The organism is Lishizhenia tianjinensis, assembly GCF_900116425.1.
In the GTDB taxonomy this organism is placed as follows: domain Bacteria; phylum Bacteroidota; class Bacteroidia; order Flavobacteriales_D; family Crocinitomicaceae; genus Lishizhenia; species Lishizhenia tianjinensis.
Genome location: NZ_FPAS01000001.1, coordinates 587,701 through 609,167, shown reverse-complemented (window position 1 = coordinate 609,167; position 21,467 = coordinate 587,701). Strand labels below are relative to the sequence as shown.

Sequence of the window (21,467 nt, the reverse complement as noted above, 5' to 3'; positions counted from 1 at the left end):
TATTACTTTTAATAAAAACTAAACACATGAAACGTTCATTTTTATTTGTCTTGGGTGCATCCTTAGTACTCGGGGCATGTAGCAAAAGTAAAACCACTCAAAAAGAGATGGATAATTTAAAAGATTCAGCCATGTTAGGAGACTGGACTGTATCTAAGATGATAGATTCGGGAGACGATGAAACCAGTAATTTTCAAGGATATATCTTTTCATTTAATGAGGATGGTACACTTGTAGCCACCAATAATGTGAATACCTATAATGGAACGTGGTCGGTTACTTCTAGTGATAGTGGTTCAGACGATGACAGCTCTGATGATTCAGATATAGATTTCAACATTGCTTTTAATGTTCCAGAGTCTAATGATTTTGATGACCTGATTGATGATTGGGATGTGCTGAGTCATTCTGATAACAAGATAGAGTTGCAAGACATTAGTGGTGGAAATGGGGGTACAGATTTGTTAACCTTTACGCGATAAAAAATTTCAAGGGAGCTTTGCCTCCCTTTTTTTATTCCCTTATCGCAATTTTCGTATTTTCGTCCCGCTTAACTCGTGTTATGAAAATTTCAGTAATTGTTTCCTATTATAAAAACCTGGCCAATCTCAAGTTAATACTGGAGGGCTTTAATCGTCAGAGCGTAAACGACTTTGAGCTTATCGTTTCTGAAGACGATAACAATGCTGAAACTTCTGAGTTTTTAACCGACATCGCGTCTCAATTAAACTTTCGCATTCAACACATACATCAAGCTAAAAATGATGGGTTCCGCAAGAATGAAATGTTGAATAGATCTATTAAAATTTCAAAGGGGGATTTACTTGTTTTTATTGATGGAGATTGTGTGCCGCATCATCGCTTTATTGAGAATTACTTAAAGGAAGATGAACCAGGCGTGATTTTAAGTGGTAGAAGGGTGAACCTCGGAGAGGAAGTGAGCAAACAATTTTTAACAACCCACGATTTTTCTTTGTTGACCTTTTTCAAATTGAAAAAAACAGATTCCTACAAAGTTAAAGAGAGCATCTATTTTCCTTTCTTTCATTTATCTACAAAACTGAGAGGTTTGATGGGGTGTAATTGGGCGGTTCGCAAAGAATACTTAGAAAAAGTAAACGGGTTCGACGAAGACTACAAAGCTGCAGGAGTAGGCGAAGACACAGATATAGAGTGGCGATTAGAAGCTATAGGCTTGAAAAAGAAATCGATGCGAAACAAGGCGCTGCTTTATCATTTATACCATCCAAGGTCTTATGGAGAAGATGCGGTTCAGGCCAATTTTAAAATGATGGAAACCAAAAAGGCGAAACAACAAATTGTGTGTTTGAACGGACTCGTGAAGTAGTTCTTTCCCTTCATAAATTTTCCTTGAATTCAGAATATTTCCAGTTACTCTACCTACTATTGCCCATACAAAAAAGGATGAAGTACGGATCTTTTCGACTCACCTTTTATTAAAAAATAACATTTAGTGTTAAGGAATATTAACGAGCATAAAAGTGATAGTAGGAAGATGTATTTTCGCTGAAAATTTAACGCTTGAAAACACATATCCACTTACTTTCCAGCTTTCTTATCATTCTTTCTTCTTGTGGTGAATACACACCCAAAAAAAACGATGATATCAATACGTATAAGCAACAATTGATTAGCACAGAATGGTTAATTACCGAAATGCTCGATGAAGGGCAGGTTAAAACACCTATTTTTCAAAACTTTCTATTAACCTTTCACGCGGATGGTTCTATACTTTTCACCAACAATACAACCAATTATATCGGAAGTTGGAAACTAAACGCTGAAGAGACAGATGATGATTTCGTCGTATACCTAAGCATCAATTTGGAAGTACCCAATGTTGGAGAATTCGACTTGATCAATGAAGTGTGGCGGGTTAAGGAATCTTCTTCAAGTATTTGGAGACTAAATAAAGAAATAGAAGAAGGGCAAGTGGTAAAATCACTCACCCTTAAGAGTTAAAGTAATAATTTAATAGCTTGTTGGGAAATCACTGTCTACAACAATAATATAATCGGCTTTGTTGTAATGCTCTTTAGTTAATTTTTTCAAATCCTCTTGGTCTACGGTCGCTATGGTTTGTATACTTGTTTGAGGTCTGTAATGCTTAATATACCAATAAATCCCCTCGTGATAGTTGGAGTGAAATGTGCCGTGGTAGTGTATTACTTGCTCAGCCGAAAGCAACAGTTCTAAAGCAAAATAAGCCATGGTTGCATCTTTAATAGCTTGTGCTTTTACCAGTGTAGGTGTGCCGTGGTCTCCCATCATCTCTAGTATGGCTTGGTACTGAGGAAGGGTGTCGTAATAAGTAATGGGCAAAGGCGCTATCCACGATTTTTCTTTTTCACTCAAACTATCCAAAGCCTGAAAATCTTTCTTATACACGAGGTTGGCAAATGTTCTCGGAATGTTTGTGGCATGAAATGGAATGGAATCCTTTTTACAAAATTCAAGTAAGGGAGCATAATCAGTTGCGTAATTGGGCCAAAAACGAACCAAGGTATCAAAGGCTTTTTTATTTATGCTATCATTTAAATAATTCTGTAAATCTGCCTCATTATCACGTTCAAACATTTCCAAACCTACTGCGACCTTTTGCGTTCCAGAAAGAGACTTTAATACTTCCAATTCTAACCAATGTGCAATTACATTGTTGTGTAATTCTCCAAAGAGGATAACTTCTTGTTTCTGGAGTGATTTGAGCATTTTGTCATAACTCACTTCCTTTCCTTTAGCGGTAAAAATTTTGTAATTCTCGAGCTGAGCAAAGAGGCTTAAGGTCAAACAACAAACACTTAGAATCGTAAGGATAGCTTTCATCATTTTTTTATTTACAAATATAAGAGAGTGATGGAATATCCTTTCTACCCACAAATAGTGAATTATTAATGGACTTCTTTGTTGAATATTCCCCCAATTTCTTTAGCCTTCTCGCGAATATTGAGTATTTTTGAGGCGCTAAAAAACAAAGTATGTCAGACGATAAAAAGATCATTTTTTCAATGGTTGGGGTAAACAAACAGACTCCAGCTGGAAAACAAATTCTTAAAAATATTTACTTGTCCTTCTATTACGGGGCAAAGATTGGTATCATCGGTTTAAACGGTGCGGGTAAATCTACTGTAATGAAGATCATTGCAGGTTTAGATAATGCATACACGGGTGATGTTGTTTGGAGTGATGGTTACTCTGTTGGTTACTTACCACAGGAACCTGAATTAGATCCAAACAAAACTGTGAAAGAAATCGTGATGGAAGGTGTGCAGGAAACGGTAGATCTTTTAGCTGAATACGAGGAAATCAACAATTCTTTTATGGATGAAGAGGTGTTGAATGATCCGGACAAAATGGATAAGTTAATTGCGCGTCAAGGTGAAGTACAGGATAGAATTGATGCTGTAAACGCTTGGGACTTGGATGCGCAATTGGATTTAGCAATGGATGCTTTGCGTTGTCCTCCAGATGATCAAAAAATTGAGCACCTTTCAGGAGGTGAAAAACGTCGTGTAGCCTTAACCCGTTTATTGTTGAAACAACCCGATGTATTATTACTGGATGAGCCTACCAACCACTTGGATGCTGAATCTATTGATTGGTTAGAGCAACACTTACAACAGTACAAAGGAACGGTTATCGCCGTAACCCACGATAGATATTTCTTGGATAATGTAGCTGGATGGATTTTAGAGTTAGACAGAGGTGAAGGTATTCCTTGGAAAGGGAACTACTCTTCTTGGTTAGAGCAAAAAGGTAAGCGTTTAAAAGAAGAAGAGAAGCAAGAGTCTAAACGTCAGAAAATATTAGCACGTGAGTTGGAATGGGTGAAAATGAACCCGAAAGGACGTCACGCTAAAAATAAGGCGCGTTTATCGAACTACGATAAAATGATGTCGCAAGATATTAAGGAAAAAGAGTTGACGTTAGAACTACCAATTCCTAACGGACCGCGTTTAGGTTCTAATGTAATTGATGCCGAAAGTGTAGCGAAAGGATTTGGAGATAAGTTATTGTACGATAACTTAAACTTCTCTTTGCCACCTGCAGGTATTGTTGGGGTTATCGGACCTAACGGTGCGGGTAAAACAACCATCTTTAAAATGATTATGGATGAGTTACAACCAGATGCGGGTACCTTTAACATTGGAGATACCGTAAAGATTGGTTATGTGGATCAAACACACAAAGACTTAGATCCAGAAAAATCAATTTTTGATGTTGTTTCTGGAGGAACTGAACACATTGAGATCGGTTCACAAAAAATTAATGCAAGAGCATATATTTCTAAGTTTGGATTCTCTGGTGCTGATCAAAGTAAGAAAGTAGGTGTGTTATCAGGTGGTGAAAGAAACCGTTTACACTTGGCTATGACAATGAAGACGGAAGCTAACGTATTGTTACTGGATGAGCCTACCAATGATATTGATGTAAACACATTGAGAGCTTTGGAAGAAGGTATCATGAACTTTGCAGGGTGTGCCGTGGTAATTTCTCACGACAGATGGTTCTTGGATAGAATCTGTACACACATCCTTGCTTTTGAAGGAGATTCTGAAGTATACTGGTTCGAAGGTACTTACTCTGACTACGAAGAAAATAAGAAAAAACGTTTAGGGGATAGTGCTCCAAAACGTGTGAAATACAGAAAATTGACAAAAAACTAAGACACACATTCATTCTATAAAAACAGAACAAATGAGCGTAAGAGAATTAGAACCAAAAGCGATGTGGAACAACTTTGCAGATTTAAATGCAGTGCCACGTCCATCAAAGAAAGAAGAAAGAGTAATCCAATTCATGTTAGATTTCGGTAAGAAATTAGGATTGGAAACTACAAAAGATGCTATTGGTAATGTCATCATCAAAAAGCCAGCTACCCCTGGTATGGAAGATAGACAAACGATTATCATGCAGAGTCACGTAGATATGGTACACCAGAAAAACTCTGATACGGTTTTCGATTTCGATACTCAAGGAATTGAAATGATAGTTGATGGTGACTGGGTGAAAGCTAACGGTACTACTTTAGGGGCTGACAACGGAATTGGAGTTGCAACCATTATGGCTGTATTAGAATCTACTGATATCGCACACCCTGCAATAGAGGCTATGTTTACAGTAGATGAGGAAACAGGTATGACAGGTGCTATGCAGTTAGACCCTTCTAACTTTACAGGTACTATCTTATTGAACTTAGATACAGAAGATGATGATGAATTAAGCATAGGTTGTGCAGGTGGAATAGATACAAATACAACTTACGCTTACGAAGAAATCAATACGCCAGCTGGATCTAAAGCGTACAAATTGGAGTTACGAGGATTGATGGGTGGTCACTCGGGTATGGATATCGACAAAGGTAGAGCCAATGCCAATAAATTGATGAACCGTGTATTGCATGATTCTCCTGTTAAATTGAACATTGCTACAATTGATGGTGGGAGTTTAAGAAATGCAATTCCTCGTGAATCTACGGTTGTATTAACCATTGCAGAAATGGATGCTGAAGCTTTTGAAAGCTACTTCGAAATGAAGACGGAAGCATTAATTGAAGAATTTTCTAGCATTGAAAAAGACACGAAGTTTAGCATCACACCTACTGAATTACCAACCAAAGTTGTTTCTGGTGCAGATACCATGAATATTATTCACGCGATTCACGCAACGCATAACGGTGTGTTTAGAATGAGTCCGGATATTGAAGGTTTGGTAGAAACTTCTTCTTCTTTAGCGAGAGTAATTGTAAATGGAGGTAAATTCATTACACAATCTTTACAACGTAGTTCTGTAGAGTCAACAAAATGGGATGTAGCAAATACGATAAAAAGTACTTTTGAATTGTTAGGTGCAGAAGTAGTTCAGTCTGGAGATTACCCAGGATGGCAACCTAATCCCAATTCAAAAATCCTAAATACAATGGAGCAGTTGTACAGAGACATGTTTAATGCTGAACCTCAGGTTAAAGCTTGTCACGCTGGTTTAGAATGTGGTATCTTAGGTAAACACTTGCCAAAAACAGATATGATTTCATTTGGACCAAACATTAGACATGCGCATTCACCAGATGAAACAGTACAAATTTCTTCTGTACAGAAGTTCTGGAACTATTTGTTGGAGACGCTGAAGAATATTCCAGCCTAATGTTAGCAGACAATAGAGCTGAATTAATAAAATTAGCAAACATGAAAATGCCCTTCGGAAAATACCAAGGGCGTTTTTTGGTTGATTTGCCAGAGCCTTACCTCGTTTGGTACAGAAATAAAGGTTTTCCGAAAGGTAAACTCGGTGAGCAATTACAAATCATGTATGATATTAAAGTAAATGGGTTAGAGGACTTGATCCGCCCCTTAGTAAGGAGGTAAGCGATTACCTCCTTTTTTATTTAACTCGCTTTTCGAGTTAGTTGCAAATTTTGCAGAGGTTTTAGCCCTGCACGTATGTGCTTCCATTTATTCGGATACTTGTCCAAGTAATACGTAATTCTATTGGCATTTTTCTTTACAGCATCTGTAATAGCCGGCGGACTAACTGCTGGTTCCAGGTGTGCAGCTACATTTTTACCCGTAATCTTCAAACCTGCCATCAAACACTTTTTAGCGCTTTCCTCGTAGCTGTCCAATATCTCAAGCGCACGGTCTTTCACCAGCTCTTCTTGTGTGTTAAGATTTATGTTTGCCAGATATATGCTCTCAAGCGTTAAAGAAGAGCTGCCAAAATTCAAATTGTAGGCTACATCTATAGCTTCGCTTACTACATGGTTCAACCTTTCAGAACTTAATTTGAGTTCAGATAAATGTTCTACAAAATCATTTTCTACAGCAATAGCTAATTGAAAGGCTCTACTTTTTTCAGCAACAACTGTACTGATTAATTGAGCGATGAAATCGCGCTGTAAACTCTTAAGTTCTTCAATTTCTATAGCTGCGTGTTTACTTTTATCTCTGAGTGCATTTTGAACCTGTGAAAATTGTTTGAGGCTTTTTGCTTCTTCAACAACGCGGTTGTAATCAAATAAAAAGCTTTGGTACAACAGGGTGGAGATGATGTCTTTTTCAGAAGCACTTATACTTGCAAAATCATTGGTGTGATTGTACAGGTTGAATTTGTGTGGAAATTCAATAAACACCAAATCTTTAAAGTTATCATGTGCTGAATTGAATGCTAAGCATAAAGTTCTGTTCTCACGTTCAGATGCTAAATCTAGCTGAGTTAATTCAGGCTTAAAGTGATTTTCTTCAAAGCCAACAGGTAACCACCTGGTATTACTTTTTGATTTTCTGTAATTCTGAAATTTGACTTTGTCGCTTTCTTCTAAGACTACATCGTTTGTAAAGTCACTTATAAGCATTGATTTAGTGTCGTTTACATATACTCCTTTTATAGAAATAGCCATAGGAAGTATTTCTTTTGCTTTATTCATGATGAATAAAATAGGGTGATATGTAGCAGAAAGCCTCATTACTTAAGCAAAGATATAAAGTAAACTTAATTTTTTAGCATATATTATTAAGTAAGCTTAATTATTATTAAAGATAGGTTATTCTCACTTAATTTCTAAATAATCGACTAAAAACATAGGTTTCTTTGTGGTATAGAATTAAAACAACTCGCCATGATTAGCATTAGCATTGAACCAGAAGTTAAGAAAGAAGTTAGAATATTAAGTGATGAATTAAAAACTTTAAGCTTGAAGTTTATAGGAACACTTTATTTATTATTTACGAGTGCAAAGAGTTTTGTACTAGAATACGTAGAGAGTTTAAATGATTTTAGATGGAGTAATATTCAAAAATGGGGATTCGTAAACGTACTTATTGAGCGAGCGTATAAATTTTTCGGATTAGAAGATGCCGAGAAAAGACAACGAATAAAAGCGAAGGTAAAAAGAGGGGTGAAGCGTACTTTTAAAAAAGTGTTTAAAATGTTTTTATTCCCTTTAGTACTAGTCTTTTACATCATTTCAGCAATTTTTGAGAAAAAAAATGATAACATTGTAAAAAACTCTTACAAGGTTTAAGTGTCTATATATTAGATGTTTAGATTGTAGGCATTAAAGTTTCTATAGAATAATTTGTGTTAAAAATGTAAATTTTCAAACTTTTTTTGAAACTTCTCATAACATGGTGTCGTACACTGAGTTATAAAATTTTAGAAAATGATATTAACTGAAAATAGAGTAGAGATGAATACAATTAATGTTGCAAAGAAAAAATTAGAAATGCACTATGCTAAAGGTGTTAAGAGTGAATTAAGCATTTTTGAAGTTGCTAATTTAATGGACCTTATATCTAATAAGGCAGCAGTTGAACAAATGGAAAGAAGATCCATTTTCTTTGGTTTCTCAAAAAATTAAAATATAATAGTAGATAGATACTGATCCAAATGTAATCACGTTCTGTGATGTGAAAATATATTCCGTCCATGGATATATAGAATTTTCCCTTGAATAAAAATTAAACGACTTTATACCTGCAGAGTACATGTCATTATTGATGTTTGTATTGTATTACTGTATTTAGATGAAAAGTCTTATGTTACAATTGTAACTAACACGGAAACTCTAACATATTACTTTTGTAAATATGTAAATTTGTGATATTTGTAATTCTTAATTACATTTGTTACATGAGTATACAAGACAGGTTAAAGATGATCATGAAGATGAACAATTTGAATGCAAGTTCCTTTGCAGACAAAGTTGGTGTTCAGCGTTCCAGTGTTTCGCACATTCTAAGTGGCAGAAATAAACCCAGTCTTGATTTTATCCAGAAAACCTTAAGCACCTTTCCGCGAGTGAGTGGTGATTGGCTAGTAAGTGGTAAACAACCTACAATTGAGGTATCAGGTATAACTACTCCTCCAGTTCAAATGGAAGAGAAAAAGAGTGCTACTGTTACTACCGGGGTGGAAGCTGATGTAAATACGACGCAAAAAAATACCGCCTCAAATAAGACGGTAGAAAAAATTGTTTATTTCTATACGGATGGAACTTTTAAAGAGTTTACGCCTTCTAATGAAGAATAACTCCAGAACCAATTAATTCGTCGTTTTCATAAAATGCCGCGAACTGCCCAGGTGTAATTCCTTTTTGATAATCTTCAAAGTAGATATACATTCCTTCTTCTTTCATTACCAAGGTTCCTTCCTGTAAAGGTTGTCTGTAACGAATTCTCACTTTTAAACTTCTGGTTTCACCAACTTCTAATGCTTGGTTTGGATTAACCCAATGGACCTCGTCCTTTTTAATGAATAATGCCTTTCTGTTTAATAAGGGATGATCTTCTCCTTGACCAGAATAAACTATGTTATTCTCTGTATCTATACCAATTACAAAAGAGGGAAGTGGTCTTCCTCCTATATTTAAACCTTTACGTTGACCAATGGTGTAGTAATGTGCACCTTGATGTTCTGCAACTTCCAATGTTTCAGCGGTATCTAAAACGAAAGGTTGTGCTAATTCAACTACATGTTCTACACTGTCAGTGATTGAATTTTGTATTTGATTAACAAAGTGTTCTTTGCTCACTTCTAGCACCTTACCTTTCTTGGGTTCAAGTTTTTGTTGAAGGAAAGTAGGAAGGGATATTTTACCAACGAAACACAATCCTTGACTATCTTTTTTATCAGCAGTTACCAAGCCTGCTTCTGTTGCAATTCTTCTTACTTCAGATTTTTGAAGTTCTCCAATAGGGAAGAGCGCTTTAGATAATTGCTCTTGACTCAATTGACATAAGAAGTAGGACTGGTCTTTATTGTTATCTAAGCCTGATAAGAGACTAAAACTTCCATCTTCGTGTTCTACCTTTCTACAGTAGTGTCCTGTAGCAACATAATCTGCGCCTAATTCAAGGGCAGCTTTTAAGAATACATCGAACTTAATTTCACGGTTACATAATACATCTGGATTAGGAGTTCTTCCTGCTTCGTACTCTGCAAACATATAGTCAACAATGCGCTCTTTGTAGTCTTTGCTTAGATCTATCACCTGGAAGGGTATCCCCAACTGATTGGCAATTAATAAAGCATCATTACTATCATCTATCCACGGACAATCGTCTGATAAAGTAACGCTTTCATCATGCCAGTTCTTCATGAACATACCAATTACTTCATACCCTTGTTCTTGAAGTAAATGTGCTGTAACACTACTGTCTACACCACCTGATAAACCTACAACTACTCTTTTCATGCTGCAAAAATAGTCAATTTACTAGTAGAAATATGTCCTAGATGTATCAATTGAACATGTATTGCTTTTAGATAGGAGGGATGTTTACAATTGTGTTTATAGATAATGTTACATAAGTGAATTAAATATATTGATATAAGTTTACATTAGTAAATATATCAATTTTAAATATCGTTACAAATGTATAAAAACCTACCTCCACACTATTTAACATTTGTACACATATCTTCCAGCTTGTTTTACTTATTTTAGTAACATGAAAATCTACGCATCAATTCTTTTATCCATAGCGGCTGGAGTCACTGCTTTTGCTCAACAAGACACGGTAAAATGTACTCAGGTTTATGTAAAAGGAAGAGTATACGACACCCTACAACCTCAAGGTTTTTACAATATGATGGTCATCAATAAATCTGAAGGGAAAGGTGTTTTTGGTATGCCTAACGGGAGTTTCTCCCTCTACACGAAAGATAAAGATACAATAGCATTAACTGTAAAAGAATACGCTAAGTACTATTACATAGTAGAGGCCGATACCAATTGTCAGTTCATCATAGATCAACCCTTATCTCCCAAAGCACAAGAGTTTGAAGAGGTACGTATTTATCCACTTAAATCACTTGATGAAATCAAAAAAGAAAGACAAGAGTTAAGCATGCGTGAGACAAGAACGGTTACGGGTATTAATGTTGTTCAATCTCCTATCACGGCGCTTTATGAACGTTTTTCTAAAACAGGTAAGGCCAAAAAGAAAGTGGCAGAAATGGAACACCAAGATAATATAGATGCCATCTTAAAAGAGTTATTGCGCTTGTATGTTTCTAATGATGTTGGTAGTTTAAAAGAGGAGTATTTTTCTGATTTTGTAGACTTTTTAAATATAGACGAGAACTTTTTAAGGACTTCTACAGATTATGAATTAGTTGTATTTATCAAAGATAAATTAGAGCACTACAAGTACTTTCATCCTGAATATTTTAGAACTGATGAGGAAGGTGCAACTCCGGAAAACTCTCCTGAAAGTGAAACAATAAATACGCAAGGTTCACAAAGCCAAAACACTGAAAGTAAAGAGAATAAATAAAAGTTACTTTTGTAAAATGACAACAATTAATGATGTTGTAAATTGTAAACTATGTGAGGATAGATTAGAACCTAATCCTGTTTTTCAAATTCACGCTGATGCGAAGGTTTTGGTGATGGGTCAGGCACCTGGTTTAAAAGTTCATCAAACAAAGCTTCCCTTTAATGATGCTTCAGGTGATCGCTTAAGGGAATGGATGGGAATTGATCGTTCTGTTTTTTATTCTAAACAGGTGGCAATACTTCCCATGGCCTTATGTTATCCGGGTAAAGGAAAAAGTGGTGACAATCCTCCTCCTGCAATTTGCGCTAAAACACATCACACTTCTCTACTTTCTTACATGCCGAATATAGAGCTAACCTTGCTCATAGGCGCTTATGCTCAGAAATACTATTGCATCGATAACTATAAAAATTTAAGTGAACGCGTGCTGCACTTTGAAGAATTTTTGCCGAAGTATTTCGTACTCCCGCATCCTTCACCACGCAACAACATATGGTTGAAAAAGAACGCTTGGTTTGAAGAGCAAGCTGTACCGGTTCTCCAAGATTTGGTCAGCTCTTTACTAAAGAAGTAGAAATAAATACAATTAATTGATTAACGAGGATTAAATGACTATCTTTGTGCCTCAATCTTCATAATGTTCTATTCAGAACTACTGTAAGCCCTTCGAGATAAATACTCACGTTTCACTCAGGCATTTCGTTTGTTTTCAGCATTATTTCAGTTTGATTATTGTCTAATTTAAAAATAGTAAATGGCCAGATCCCAAGAGACTTTTAATAAAAAAGAGAGAGAAAAAAAGAAAAAGAAGAAACGACAAGAGAAATTACTTAAGAAAGCGGAGAGAAGAGATGACAACAACAAAGGCGTTGCATTCGAAGATATGTTAGCTTATGTTGATGAAAACGGTCATTTAGTTGATAAGCCTGTAGATCCTTCTAAGAAAAAGAAAATTGACGCAAGTTCAATTGAAATTGGTGTTCCAAGAAGAGAACAGGAAGAGTACGATCCAATTTTTGAAGGTAAATTAGTTTACTTTAAAGAAGATAAGGGATACGGTTTTATTAAAGATTTAAATTCAGAAGAGAAATACTTCGTTCACATCAATAATTTCATTGATGATATACAGGAGTTAGATAAAGTGAATTTTGAAATCGAAAAAGGTCCACGTGGGTTTAATGCAGTTCGCGTTACCAAGTGGAAGAAGAAAGAAGAAAAAATAAAAGAAGAGCCTACAGAAAAAGAGGCGTCTTCAGACGAAGAGGAATAAGTAAAAAAGGGAGTTTAATAACTCCCTTTTTTTATGCTAATCTTTTCGCTTATACCTTCTTATGATAAGTCCAAGCGGCCTGTCATAATTGAAGTAATTTTGAATCCAGTCCACAAGTGTTACCAATTTGTTTCTAAAGCCTACAAGAGAAAGGAGGTGAATTAACATCCATACGAACCAAGCAAAAGTACCTTGGAAAGATATGGAAGGTAAATCAACTACTGCTTTTTTTCTCCCTATAGTGGCCATAGATCCTTTGTCTTTGTACTCAAACTTCTTGGGATTCTTACCCTTTTGGATAGCCATTAAATTTTTAGCCAAGTGCAGACCTTGTTGCATAGAAACGGGCGCTAACATTGGCAAACCACGAGGGGTCTCATCATTGATATTTGCCGAAACGTCTCCTATGGCGTAAACGTTATCGTATCCGAGCACCTTGTTAAAATCATCTACTTTAATACGATTTCCCGGTGCGACTATTTCTTCGCTTAATCCGTGCGGTATATTTCCTTTTACACCTGCTGTCCAAATTACCGTTTCTGAGATAAAATCTTCTTTGCCTTTTATTTTTAAACGGGCTCCATCATAATCCTCCACCATGGTGTTGAGTTCAACAACTACATCTAGTTTTTCGAGGTGTTTTTTAGCTGCTTTTGAAGCTAAGGGGGACATCGCACCTAACAAACGGTCTGAAGCTTCAAAGAGGTGAATTTGCATTTGCGTAAAATCGATATCTGGATAATCTTTTGGGAGAACCCATTTTTTCATTTCCGCCAGTGCTCCTGCCATTTCTATTCCTGCCGGACCACCACCAACTATGGCTACATTGATAAGCTCTTGTTGTTCTGTGATGGAACGCGTTAACATGGCTTTCTCCAAATTCTCCATAATAAAACTTCGAATATCCAAAGCTTCAACTACAGATTTTAAGGAGAGTAGCTTTCCTTTCTTACTATCGAAATTAAAATAGTTGGTAGAAGATCCTGTTGCAATCACCAAATAGTCGTAGTGAATAAGTCCAACGCTGGTTTCAATTTTACTTTGGTCGGTTAGGATGTTTTTAACTTCGGCCATCCGAAATTTGACATTGGAGATTTTTCTAAAAACCCGCCTTATGGGATATGCGATACTACCGGGTTCTAGTCCACTGGTGGCAACTTGGTAGAGAAGGGGTTGAAAGGTGTGGAAGTTGTTTTTGTCGATGAGCAATACATCAAACTCTGAGTTTTTTAGTGATTTTGCCAGTTGAATACCTCCGAATCCGCCGCCAATTATAACCACTCTTTTTCTAGCGTACATAATGTTACCTATGTGTTAAATACTAGCAAATAAATTTAGCAGATTTATCCCTTAAGTCAAGGATTTCTGGATTATTTATTATCTTCAAATCCTCAAATGCAACACGGGAGACGACGGGTTACATATCTAATTGATAAACATGGAATTAAAGAAAATTTTTGAAAACAACCAGCAATGGGTACAAAGCAAATTAGATGTTGATGCGAATTACTTTAAAAATTTGTCCAAAGGTCAGTCTCCAGAAGTTTTATATATAGGTTGCTCTGATAGCCGTGTTACCGCAGAAGAGGTGATGGGAGCAGAGCCCGGTGATGTATTTGTTCACCGTAATATCGCCAATATGGTTCCCAATACAGATTTGAATGCCATGTCGGTTATCGATTATGCCGTAACTCATCTTAAAGTAAAACATGTTGTAGTTTGTGGCCATTACTACTGTGGGGGTGTTAAAGCAGCTATGGAATCGCAAGATTTGGGGGTTTTAAACCCTTGGCTTAGAAATATACGCGACGTATACCGTATTCACAAGGCAGAGTTAAATGCCATCGAGGACGAAGAAGAACGCTACAAAAGGTTGGTTGAGCTTAATGTTCAAGAACAATGCATTAATGTAATTAAAACAGCACAAGTTCAAAAAGCATCTTTAGAGAGAGAGTTTTCTGTACACGGCTGGGTGTTTGATATACATTCAGGTAAACTGATAGACCTTGAAATTGATTTCCCGGAAATACTGAAGAATGTAATGGAGATTTACAGACTCAGCTAAAAATATTGAACTAAAAAGAATCCAGAATCGGGGGTATTGCTTAACTGCTACTCCCGATTTTTCTTTGAATATAATTGAGTAATTCTCTACCTTATTAGAGGATGTTTATCCCTGAAGTCCGTGTCCTAGAACGAAGATAAAGGAATGCTTGTCTATATTTTGTAGGGAACAAACAACTTCTTATTATCTTGTTTGCTACTACAACACTACTACTATGAAAAGGAAGGTATTTTACTTTGTCCTTTTACTCTTAAACCTCGGAATAACTCATATTTCTTTCGCCCAAAAGAAAACGGTGCTTTCTCATTACCACTTATGGAATACAGCCATTGGTGATGTTCAGCTTCACAACAAATTCTACTTTAACAGTGAATTACACCTTCGATTTACCAGTCAATGCGAGGGTTTTCAGCAGTATTTGTTTATCCCCGGTATCAAATATGCACACAGCAAGGGACTAAGTATAGCTGCTGGATTTACCTATTTCAAGAATTTCCCTCACGGTAAATCTCCGCTACCAATAGCCTTGTCAGAAAATACGTTGTGGCAGGAAGTTACCTTGAGTAATAAGGTAAAGCAATACTCCTTTTTTCATAGATTACGATTTGAGGAAAGGTTTACGCAACGACTGGTTATCTCTGAAACGGGAAACACAGGTACAGATGGTAGAATTTACAACAATAGATTCCGCTATAGATGTTTGGTAAATAGACCAATTGCTTTGAAAGAAAAAGTTTATGTAATGGCCTTTAACGAGCTCTGGATCAATATACCTGGAGGTACTACTAATTTAAGTTTGAATCAAAACCTATTCTATTTGGGAAGCTATTATCAATTCAATAAGGGACTTAAACTAGGTGTTGGACTGATGCATCAATACCTAAATAGGGGAAATGAATTAGCAGAAAGTAACTGTATGCTTTCTCTTCTTTGTTTGTATAAAATAGAAAGCAGGAAATAAATTGAAAGAAATCATGAGAGCTGCTTTTATGACCTATATCATAAAATAAGAGCTAGAAAAACTTCATCTTTGAAGATTGTAAACAACGACGAATGAAAGAGACTTTAGATAAATTAGAAGCGAAATACAAGAGTATAGATGAGCCAATGGAAACCTATTTGAAAGGTTTATTGTACCAAAAACCAATTACTTATTGGGACTATATTGATACAGAAGCTCTATTATCTCTACAAAAACCGAGAACAGATTTCCCAGACGAAATGGTGTTTATCATGTATCACCAAGTCAATGAGATTTTGTTTAAAATGATGCTTCACGAAATTGAGCAACTCAAAGATGCCGAAGTTTTAACACCAGAATTGTTCTCTTCAAAACTTTCAAGAATATCTCGTTACTTCGATATGTTAACATCATCGTTCACTATCATGAGAGATGGAATGGAACCTGAGCAATATTTATTGTTTAGAGATACTTTAACGCCAGCTAGTGGTTTCCAAAGCGCACAGTACAGAATGATAGAGTTCTCTTGTACCAATGCTTTGAATTTAGTAGATCCAAGGTTTAGAAAAGAAGTGGATAAAGATTCTGAAACAGAAGATATTTTCAACAGACTTTACTGGCAAGCTGCAGGTAAGAACTTCAAAACTGGTGAGAAAAAACAATTGCTTTTCAATTTTGAGAAGAAGTACAAGAGTTTCTTTTTAGACTACATGGAAAAGCACAGTGAGAATAACTTGTACTCGCTGTATTTATCTTTACCAAAAGAAGCAAGAGAAAACGAAGATTTGATTGCTGCTATGCGTCATTTAGACTATACCATAAACATTACATGGGTAATGGCACACTACAATACGGCAAAAAAATATTTGAACTACGGACAAACGGATAAGCCAAAAGCAGCAACTGGAGGTAGTGATTGGACCAAATACATGCACCCGAAGTACCAACGTAGAGTATTTTTCCCAAGTTTATGGTCAGAACAAGAATTGGCAAACTGGGGAGAAGATTTAGAACAATAATTCAACTTTATAAGCTATTAAAAGCCCGCTGCAACTATGGTTGAGCGGGCTTTTTTTTATGTTGTTGTTATGAGTTAGAATTATACACTTAGTAAGGCGTAAATTAAGAACGCTGTGGCGCTAATTATACTTAATACAAAAGTGTTAAAGATGAGTTTCATACTCATTTGTGCAATGATAAAAGCGTTAGAGGCCATGGTTATCATTGCAATTAAAATTAAAGGAATTAAATCCCTGTCATTATCCAACTGAAGAAGGTAGTTAACAGCTACTGCACTTAAACAAGATTGAAGCGTCATACCTATAGTTGTTAACCCAAATCTAGCGTGTTCCAATTTGGCGTAAAATCCATTATCTACTGTTGCTACTGCTGTTTTTGCACTCATGATCTTTGTGTTTTGTTTAGGTTAAAATTAAGGTCAAGTTTTAGGGAATTTTATGACCTCAATCATAGTTTTTAATTGAATGTTGACCTACTTTTATAGCTATTTTGCCTTAGAAAATGGTATTATTGTAAGTGTTATAAATACAGTATATGAAAAGATTAATTGTTGGCCTGTTCTTATTGTTTAGCGCAGGGGCAAGTGCGCAGGATTATTATCAATATGCAGGTCCAGGTTTAGTTTATTCCCACTATCAACAAGATTTGGTTTATGCAGATCAAAATATATTTGCTGGTACTGTAAATTATTCGTCTATAATTTATGGATTAAGTTACGGCGGTAAATATTTAATTAATAAGCGACCAAATATTTCTTACGGTTTGGCTTCTTATCCTTTTGGTGGTGTTTCTTTTCTGGGTGTAGGCGGAACAATTTACGGTAACTTGGGTATTAATGTGCCGGTATACGGAGAATTTGTTCTTGGTAATCCTGAAGCTTCTAATTTCTTTATTGGTGTGGGAATGGAATATAACTTCTACAAAGAATTTGGATTGCCCATTGAACAGGTATTTGGACCTAGTGCAGAGCTAGGCGGACAAATTGATTTGCCCAACAGAACCATAGCCGTAAAAGTGGCTTATACCTATGGTTTAAACGATGGAAAGTACTTTGATGAAAACTTTCGTGTAGAAAGTGGAAAAAGAGGATCCTTTACCGCAACCTTGTTATACCCGTTTTAGCATGATCAAAGAAGAAATGATGCTTCGTTACGGAGCTGAGAAAATACATCTTAAAAAAGGTGAAGTTTTGTTCGAAAAGAACGATGTGCCTCGTTTTTTCTATCAGGTTAAAGAAGGAGATATTAAAATCAATGATGTAAACGAAGAGGGGAGAGAATTTATTCAGGAGATAATTTCTGGAGGAAGGAGTTTTGGTGATTTTGCCTTAATAGGAGATTTTAAATATCTAGCAAACGCAATAGCCATAGTAGATTCAGATTTATACCGTTTGGGTAAGTCCGCCTTTTTTAAAATGTTAGAGGAAAATCCTAAGGTACACCTCAATTTTTCTAAAAACTTGGCAAAACGCTTACACTACAAAGCACTTATGTCGGCCGAAATTGCAACCTACAGCGCCGAACATAAAATCCTAACTTTTTTAGATTACCTCAAACACACCATTTATGATATACAGGAAGAATTTGGCTTTGAGGTGAATTTAACCCGACAACAAATAGCGGATTTAACCGGACTTAGAGTGGAAACCGTTATTCGTAATTTAAAGAAACTTGCAGAGGCAAACGAAGTGAAGATTATCAATAGAAAAATATATAGATAGTTTACTAGTACTAGGATACTTAGAGGAGAAGGATGCATTTTTTTTGCATCCTTTTTCTTTTTATATTCATCCAAAACTATTAAACATGCCGAGAATAAACGTTGATAAATCTATTTTTATAGATGTGAAACCCAGCGAGGTCTATGAGAAGCTCATGGACTTTAATCATTGGAAAGTTTGGTCACCCTGGACCATAACAGAGAAAGAAGTTGTTGTAACTGTAGACGAAAATAATCAACACTACCATTGGAAAGGAAATTTGGTGGGAGAGGGTGAAATGCGCATTACGGGCAGCACACCAAATTCATCTATTGAGGTTGACTTAAATTTTATTAAACCTTTTAAGAGTAAAGCTAAAGTTGCTTTCATTATAAAGGCAGAGCAAGAAGGTTCCCGCGTGCATTGGACCTTAGATAATAAGCTTCCTTTTTTCATGTTCTTTTTTAAGAATATGATGACAGCCATGATAGGTATGGATTACAACCGTGGTTTGCTCATGCTTAAAGAATATTTAGAGGAAGGAAAGGTAAAATCTAACTTAGAATTCGTTGGTAATTCATCTCTTGAAGCCATGTATTACATAGGCCGTAAAACAACTACATCTATGGATACAATCTCTGATGCTATGACTCAGGATTACAAAGCTTTATACGACATCACCAAGAGTAATGATTTAGATGTAAGAGACCACGCCTTTTCTATTTATCACGAATGGAAATTAGCTAAAAATCAAACGACCTATACAGCGGCGATTGGACTTTATTCCTTACCCGATAAAGTACCCAATGGTTTTGTTGTAGGTAATATTCCAGCTCAAGATACCTATGTCGTAAAACACACTGGACCCTATCACCATATTGGTAATGCTTGGTCGGCAATATTCATGAGAGATAGAGCCAAAATTTTCAAGAAAGACAAGAATTTTGACCCCATAGAACTTTACTTAAATTCACCCGAAAACACAGCACCAGAAGATTTGGTAACAGAAATTCACATGGGAAGAATAAGATAACTACAAAAAAGGGCCGATTTAAACATCAGCCCTTTTTTTATTTCCATTTTTTATCCAGTTGTATGGCCAAAGAAGCCAGTAGACACAGATTATTACTATAAGCTCCATCCACGTTACTAAAACTAAAATACTCTCCACCTTCAAAATATCTAGCCTCAAACCTTAGGGCAACATTTTCCACCGGGCGATAATCGTAATTCACTGAAAAACCAAAGATTTCTGTTTGTAAAGAAAAGGGTTGAGAAATGATAATATTACCAGCATCTCCAAAGTACTCTGCCCTAAAGGCTAGGGAAGAAGCCGGGCTTAACTTTACCCTGCTAATCAGTACTGGAGCAGCCCATATTCCTTGGTTCTCTTGAAAACCTGCGTCTAATCCTAGAATCCAACTCCACTTTTTGTCTTTGTTCAGGATAGCAAATAGATTGTTGAAATAACGCATCTCTCTTGAAGCATCATCTCCTTCGGGACCAACATAGGTACTCCAATTCAATTCTATGTTTGCCTTTGGAGTATAAACTACTTGAGACCCAAATGAAGGCAAGGAATTATTTGGAGTTCGTCTAATTTTTTGCCATCCATTGCTCACCAAAAAGGTGTAACTCCATTTTTCCGAAGGTGTAAAACTTAATTTACTTCCAGCAAGATAATAGGGAGAACTCTCTGCTACCAAGGATCTTGATAAAGTCCAGTTTTTTATAGACATGGCCGACTCAAAACCTAAATTCGAAGGAAATACTCCTGCATCTAGCCACCATTTATTGCTTTTATCTAAACTTATCCCAACACTAGCAGAGTTGATGTTACTCATCAATTCTTGTTCCGGCGTATAATTATCTTGGGGATAGGTACCCGTTTGAAAGCCTAACTGAGCTCTGTATTTATCGTGTTCTACTTCTAACTGTATCAATCCTAGATTGATATTGAATTCGTTGTGTCTGTTAAAATTGTAAATGAAATTCTGACGAGGTCCGGTTGAAGGTTCATTGAAATCATAGGCATAATAGGTGTCAACATAGCCCATTAGCGAGATACTAGGTTTACTTTTCCAACTTAGATTCGTACTGTCTTGCTGCGCCATTAAAGGCATTGGAGCCATTCCTAGCAAGAGTAATATATGCTTGATTTTCATTGTTTAAAAGATCTTAAAATAATTGACGTAATTTAACCTAAAATAGAATTAATTGTTATAAATTGAGACAAAACTACAGAGTACTAACATCAATAAAAAATCAGAGACAATGAAAAATGCGTATAAATCAATTTTCGTATTACTAATTATGGGGAGTTTAATGGCCTGTAAGGATGAAGTGAAAACTGAAAATTCTGAAAATGAAGATGTATCAGGAGTAGTGAAGGAGGATGAGGAGAGGAGACTTTTGGTAGCCAATGAATTAGACTATAGCTCTCCTACAACAGACATGAAGGGTTACATTGTTCACAGTAAACTCACAGAGGGAAGAAGACCTGGTATTATCGTAATACACGAATGGTGGGGACATAACGATTATGTAAGAAAAAGAGCAGACATGCTGGCAGATTTGGGATATACCGCGCTAGCAATAGATATGTACGGAAATGGTAAACAAGCCAAGCATTCATTGGATGCAGGTAGTTTTTCCAGCGAAGTAATGTCTAACATGCCTGTAGCAAAAGCCAGATTTGAAGCGGCTTTAGAGGCTTTAAAGAAAGATCCAACTGTTGATACCAACAACATAGCCGTTATCGGTTACTGTTTTGGAGGTAGCGTTGCCTTAACCATGGCAGATGCTGGTTATAATTTAAAAGGAGCAGCAGCATTTCACAGCGGTGTAAAACTTCCTATTATGCCTAATGATCAATTAAAAGCAAGAATATTAGTTTGTAATGGAGCGGATGATCCATTTATTAAAAACGAAGATGTTGTGACCTACAAAAGTGCTTTGGATAGCTTAGATGTGGATTATAAGTACATAGAGTACCCAGGTGCTACCCATGGATTCACGAGTAAAGCTTCTGATAGTCTTGGAAAGAAATTTGATTTGCCTTTGGCTTACAATTTAGATGCTGATGAACAGTCATGGGAAGAATTGAAGTCTATGTTGAAACTATCCTTCCAATAAAGGAAGTGTAAATAATTTAA

Annotated in this window: 25 protein-coding genes; 19 read left to right on the top strand and 6 right to left on the bottom strand. The window is 36.1% G+C overall.

The genetic code is table 11. The features are described from left to right. The first annotated feature begins 26 nt into the window (after positions 1 to 26). The 3 genes from BM327_RS02985 (at position 27) to BM327_RS02975 (ending at position 1,983) form a co-directional block, all read left to right on the top strand. Positions 27 to 482: a hypothetical protein gene (locus BM327_RS02985; RefSeq protein WP_244526185.1), complete on the top strand. Its 456-nt coding sequence runs from the start codon at positions 27 to 29 to the stop codon at positions 480 to 482. Positions 483 to 562: 80 nt separating this feature from the next. Then, positions 563 to 1,348 (top strand): glycosyltransferase, encoded by a 786-nt coding sequence (locus BM327_RS02980; protein WP_090246155.1) that lies wholly within the window; start codon positions 563 to 565, stop codon positions 1,346 to 1,348. A 194-nt stretch (positions 1,349 to 1,542) separates the two neighbouring features. Continuing rightward, positions 1,543 to 1,983: a hypothetical protein gene (locus BM327_RS02975; protein WP_090246153.1), complete on the top strand. Its 441-nt coding sequence runs from the start codon at positions 1,543 to 1,545 to the stop codon at positions 1,981 to 1,983. Positions 1,984 to 1,992: 9 nt separating this feature from the next. Here the strand turns inward: BM327_RS02975 and BM327_RS02970 are convergent, their stop codons facing one another. Next, positions 1,993 to 2,847: a ChaN family lipoprotein gene (locus BM327_RS02970; RefSeq protein ID WP_244526184.1), complete on the bottom strand. Its 855-nt coding sequence runs from the start codon at positions 2,845 to 2,847 to the stop codon at positions 1,993 to 1,995. Positions 2,848 to 2,996: 149 nt separating this feature from the next. Here BM327_RS02970 and ettA point away from each other — a divergent pair, with 149 nt between their 5' ends. From ettA to BM327_RS02955, 3 genes are read left to right on the top strand one after another with little or no spacing between them, the layout of a single operon-like run. After that, complete coding sequence (ettA, locus tag BM327_RS02965; protein WP_090246150.1) at positions 2,997 to 4,685, top strand: energy-dependent translational throttle protein EttA; 1,689 nt, start codon at positions 2,997 to 2,999, stop codon at positions 4,683 to 4,685. A 31-nt stretch (positions 4,686 to 4,716) separates the two neighbouring features. Beyond that, complete coding sequence (locus BM327_RS02960; RefSeq protein WP_090246149.1) at positions 4,717 to 6,162, top strand: aminoacyl-histidine dipeptidase; 1,446 nt, start codon at positions 4,717 to 4,719, stop codon at positions 6,160 to 6,162. Further along, entirely contained in the window at positions 6,162 to 6,383 is a 222-nt protein-coding gene (locus tag BM327_RS02955) for a DUF3820 family protein (RefSeq protein ID WP_090246148.1), read from the top strand. Before BM327_RS02960 ends, BM327_RS02955 begins: the two co-directional genes overlap by 1 nt. 20 nt (positions 6,384 to 6,403) lie before the next feature. On the opposite strand, the gene BM327_RS02950 is transcribed toward BM327_RS02955, so the two are convergent. Beyond that, a complete protein-coding gene (locus BM327_RS02950) occupies positions 6,404 to 7,441 on the bottom strand; it encodes a hypothetical protein (RefSeq protein WP_090246146.1) in 1,038 nt (345 codons plus the stop codon). A gap of 192 nt (positions 7,442 to 7,633) precedes the next feature. On the opposite strand from BM327_RS02950, the gene BM327_RS02945 reads away from it, so the two are divergent. The 3 genes from BM327_RS02945 to BM327_RS02935 all read left to right on the top strand — a co-directional run bounded on the left by BM327_RS02945 (position 7,634) and on the right by BM327_RS02935 (position 9,045). Beyond that, positions 7,634 to 8,038 (top strand): hypothetical protein, encoded by a 405-nt coding sequence (locus BM327_RS02945; protein ID WP_090246144.1) that lies wholly within the window; start codon positions 7,634 to 7,636, stop codon positions 8,036 to 8,038. A 138-nt stretch (positions 8,039 to 8,176) separates the two neighbouring features. Continuing rightward, complete coding sequence (locus tag BM327_RS02940) at positions 8,177 to 8,374, top strand: hypothetical protein (RefSeq protein ID WP_090246142.1); 198 nt, start codon at positions 8,177 to 8,179, stop codon at positions 8,372 to 8,374. 272 nt (positions 8,375 to 8,646) lie between these two features. Continuing rightward, complete coding sequence (locus tag BM327_RS02935) at positions 8,647 to 9,045, top strand: helix-turn-helix domain-containing protein (RefSeq protein WP_090246140.1); 399 nt, start codon at positions 8,647 to 8,649, stop codon at positions 9,043 to 9,045. On the opposite strand, the gene mnmA is transcribed toward BM327_RS02935, so the two are convergent. Then, positions 9,032 to 10,210: a tRNA 2-thiouridine(34) synthase MnmA gene (gene mnmA / locus BM327_RS02930; protein WP_090246138.1), complete on the bottom strand. Its 1,179-nt coding sequence runs from the start codon at positions 10,208 to 10,210 to the stop codon at positions 9,032 to 9,034. The two genes, BM327_RS02935 and mnmA, sit on opposite strands and share 14 nt — an antisense overlap. Positions 10,211 to 10,466: 256 nt before the next feature. On the opposite strand from mnmA, the gene BM327_RS02925 reads away from it, so the two are divergent. From BM327_RS02925 to BM327_RS02915, 3 genes are all read left to right on the top strand, one after another. After that, entirely contained in the window at positions 10,467 to 11,294 is an 828-nt protein-coding gene (locus tag BM327_RS02925) for a hypothetical protein (protein WP_090246135.1), read from the top strand. Positions 11,295 to 11,310: 16 nt separating this feature from the next. Further along, positions 11,311 to 11,871 (top strand): uracil-DNA glycosylase family protein, encoded by a 561-nt coding sequence (locus BM327_RS02920; RefSeq protein WP_090246133.1) that lies wholly within the window; start codon positions 11,311 to 11,313, stop codon positions 11,869 to 11,871. A gap of 180 nt (positions 11,872 to 12,051) precedes the next feature. Then, positions 12,052 to 12,567: a cold-shock protein gene (locus BM327_RS02915; protein WP_090246130.1), complete on the top strand. Its 516-nt coding sequence runs from the start codon at positions 12,052 to 12,054 to the stop codon at positions 12,565 to 12,567. A gap of 36 nt (positions 12,568 to 12,603) precedes the next feature. On the opposite strand, the gene BM327_RS02910 is transcribed toward BM327_RS02915, so the two are convergent. Next, positions 12,604 to 13,866 carry an NAD(P)/FAD-dependent oxidoreductase gene (locus BM327_RS02910; RefSeq protein WP_170853651.1) on the bottom strand — a complete coding sequence of 421 codons (1,263 nt, stop codon included), beginning with the start codon at positions 13,864 to 13,866 and terminating at the stop codon, positions 12,604 to 12,606. 139 nt (positions 13,867 to 14,005) lie between these two features. Between BM327_RS02910 and BM327_RS02905 the strand changes: the two genes are divergently transcribed. From BM327_RS02905 to BM327_RS02895, 3 genes are all read left to right on the top strand, one after another. Next, positions 14,006 to 14,632: a carbonic anhydrase gene (locus tag BM327_RS02905; protein WP_090246127.1), complete on the top strand. Its 627-nt coding sequence runs from the start codon at positions 14,006 to 14,008 to the stop codon at positions 14,630 to 14,632. A gap of 214 nt (positions 14,633 to 14,846) precedes the next feature. Next, complete coding sequence (locus BM327_RS02900) at positions 14,847 to 15,593, top strand: DUF2490 domain-containing protein (RefSeq protein ID WP_090246126.1); 747 nt, start codon at positions 14,847 to 14,849, stop codon at positions 15,591 to 15,593. A gap of 92 nt (positions 15,594 to 15,685) precedes the next feature. Then, a complete protein-coding gene (locus tag BM327_RS02895) occupies positions 15,686 to 16,612 on the top strand; it encodes a tryptophan 2,3-dioxygenase family protein (protein ID WP_090246124.1) in 927 nt (308 codons plus the stop codon). A gap of 80 nt (positions 16,613 to 16,692) precedes the next feature. Here the strand turns inward: BM327_RS02895 and BM327_RS02890 are convergent, their stop codons facing one another. Then, positions 16,693 to 16,998: a hypothetical protein gene (locus tag BM327_RS02890; protein ID WP_090246122.1), complete on the bottom strand. Its 306-nt coding sequence runs from the start codon at positions 16,996 to 16,998 to the stop codon at positions 16,693 to 16,695. A 149-nt stretch (positions 16,999 to 17,147) separates the two neighbouring features. On the opposite strand from BM327_RS02890, the gene BM327_RS02885 reads away from it, so the two are divergent. From BM327_RS02885 to BM327_RS02875, 3 genes are all read left to right on the top strand, one after another. Next, on the top strand, positions 17,148 to 17,735 hold the full coding sequence (locus BM327_RS02885; RefSeq protein ID WP_090246120.1) for a hypothetical protein: 588 nt from the start codon (positions 17,148 to 17,150) through the stop codon (positions 17,733 to 17,735). A gap of 1 nt (position 17,736) precedes the next feature. Then, the gene (locus tag BM327_RS02880) at positions 17,737 to 18,333 is read left to right on the top strand and encodes a Crp/Fnr family transcriptional regulator (protein WP_090246118.1); all 597 of its coding nucleotides are present in this window, start codon (positions 17,737 to 17,739) and stop codon (positions 18,331 to 18,333) included. A gap of 85 nt (positions 18,334 to 18,418) precedes the next feature. Continuing rightward, positions 18,419 to 19,345 (top strand): SRPBCC family protein, encoded by a 927-nt coding sequence (locus BM327_RS02875; protein WP_090246117.1) that lies wholly within the window; start codon positions 18,419 to 18,421, stop codon positions 19,343 to 19,345. Between the two features lie 37 nt (positions 19,346 to 19,382). Here BM327_RS02875 and BM327_RS02870 read toward each other — a convergent pair whose 3' ends face one another. Continuing rightward, positions 19,383 to 20,477: a porin gene (locus BM327_RS02870; protein ID WP_090246114.1), complete on the bottom strand. Its 1,095-nt coding sequence runs from the start codon at positions 20,475 to 20,477 to the stop codon at positions 19,383 to 19,385. 109 nt (positions 20,478 to 20,586) lie between these two features. On the opposite strand from BM327_RS02870, the gene BM327_RS02865 reads away from it, so the two are divergent. Beyond that, positions 20,587 to 21,447 (top strand): dienelactone hydrolase family protein, encoded by an 861-nt coding sequence (locus BM327_RS02865; protein WP_090246112.1) that lies wholly within the window; start codon positions 20,587 to 20,589, stop codon positions 21,445 to 21,447. Positions 21,448 to 21,467 lie beyond the last annotated feature (20 nt).

What these genes read in the sequence shown, in the direction of transcription:
- BM327_RS02915 (WP_090246130.1), top strand. Translation starts at nt 12,052, where the DNA reads ATGGCCAGATCCCAAGAGACTTTTAATAAAAAAGAGAGAGAAAAAAAG.
- BM327_RS02935 (WP_090246140.1), top strand. Translation starts at nt 8,647, where the DNA reads ATGAGTATACAAGACAGGTTAAAGATGATCATGAAGATGAACAATTTG.
- BM327_RS02945 (WP_090246144.1), top strand. Translation starts at nt 7,634, where the DNA reads ATGATTAGCATTAGCATTGAACCAGAAGTTAAGAAAGAAGTTAGAATA.
- BM327_RS02895 (WP_090246124.1), top strand. Translation starts at nt 15,686, where the DNA reads ATGAAAGAGACTTTAGATAAATTAGAAGCGAAATACAAGAGTATAGAT.
- BM327_RS02870 (WP_090246114.1), bottom strand. Translation starts at nt 20,477, where the DNA reads ATGAAAATCAAGCATATATTACTCTTGCTAGGAATGGCTCCAATGCCT.
- BM327_RS02905 (WP_090246127.1), top strand. Translation starts at nt 14,006, where the DNA reads ATGGAATTAAAGAAAATTTTTGAAAACAACCAGCAATGGGTACAAAGC.
- BM327_RS02875 (WP_090246117.1), top strand. Translation starts at nt 18,419, where the DNA reads ATGCCGAGAATAAACGTTGATAAATCTATTTTTATAGATGTGAAACCC.
- BM327_RS02985 (WP_244526185.1), top strand. Translation starts at nt 27, where the DNA reads ATGAAACGTTCATTTTTATTTGTCTTGGGTGCATCCTTAGTACTCGGG.
- mnmA (WP_090246138.1), bottom strand. Translation starts at nt 10,210, where the DNA reads ATGAAAAGAGTAGTTGTAGGTTTATCAGGTGGTGTAGACAGTAGTGTT.
- BM327_RS02865 (WP_090246112.1), top strand. Translation starts at nt 20,587, where the DNA reads ATGAAAAATGCGTATAAATCAATTTTCGTATTACTAATTATGGGGAGT.
- ettA (WP_090246150.1), top strand. Translation starts at nt 2,997, where the DNA reads ATGTCAGACGATAAAAAGATCATTTTTTCAATGGTTGGGGTAAACAAA.
- BM327_RS02980 (WP_090246155.1), top strand. Translation starts at nt 563, where the DNA reads ATGAAAATTTCAGTAATTGTTTCCTATTATAAAAACCTGGCCAATCTC.
- BM327_RS02920 (WP_090246133.1), top strand. Translation starts at nt 11,311, where the DNA reads ATGACAACAATTAATGATGTTGTAAATTGTAAACTATGTGAGGATAGA.
- BM327_RS02955 (WP_090246148.1), top strand. Translation starts at nt 6,162, where the DNA reads ATGTTAGCAGACAATAGAGCTGAATTAATAAAATTAGCAAACATGAAA.
- BM327_RS02960 (WP_090246149.1), top strand. Translation starts at nt 4,717, where the DNA reads ATGAGCGTAAGAGAATTAGAACCAAAAGCGATGTGGAACAACTTTGCA.
- BM327_RS02880 (WP_090246118.1), top strand. Translation starts at nt 17,737, where the DNA reads ATGATCAAAGAAGAAATGATGCTTCGTTACGGAGCTGAGAAAATACAT.
- BM327_RS02910 (WP_170853651.1), bottom strand. Translation starts at nt 13,866, where the DNA reads ATGTACGCTAGAAAAAGAGTGGTTATAATTGGCGGCGGATTCGGAGGT.
- BM327_RS02900 (WP_090246126.1), top strand. Translation starts at nt 14,847, where the DNA reads ATGAAAAGGAAGGTATTTTACTTTGTCCTTTTACTCTTAAACCTCGGA.
- BM327_RS02940 (WP_090246142.1), top strand. Translation starts at nt 8,177, where the DNA reads ATGATATTAACTGAAAATAGAGTAGAGATGAATACAATTAATGTTGCA.
- BM327_RS02950 (WP_090246146.1), bottom strand. Translation starts at nt 7,441, where the DNA reads ATGAATAAAGCAAAAGAAATACTTCCTATGGCTATTTCTATAAAAGGA.
- BM327_RS02890 (WP_090246122.1), bottom strand. Translation starts at nt 16,998, where the DNA reads ATGAGTGCAAAAACAGCAGTAGCAACAGTAGATAATGGATTTTACGCC.
- BM327_RS02925 (WP_090246135.1), top strand. Translation starts at nt 10,467, where the DNA reads ATGAAAATCTACGCATCAATTCTTTTATCCATAGCGGCTGGAGTCACT.
- BM327_RS02885 (WP_090246120.1), top strand. Translation starts at nt 17,148, where the DNA reads ATGAAAAGATTAATTGTTGGCCTGTTCTTATTGTTTAGCGCAGGGGCA.
- BM327_RS02970 (WP_244526184.1), bottom strand. Translation starts at nt 2,847, where the DNA reads ATGATGAAAGCTATCCTTACGATTCTAAGTGTTTGTTGTTTGACCTTA.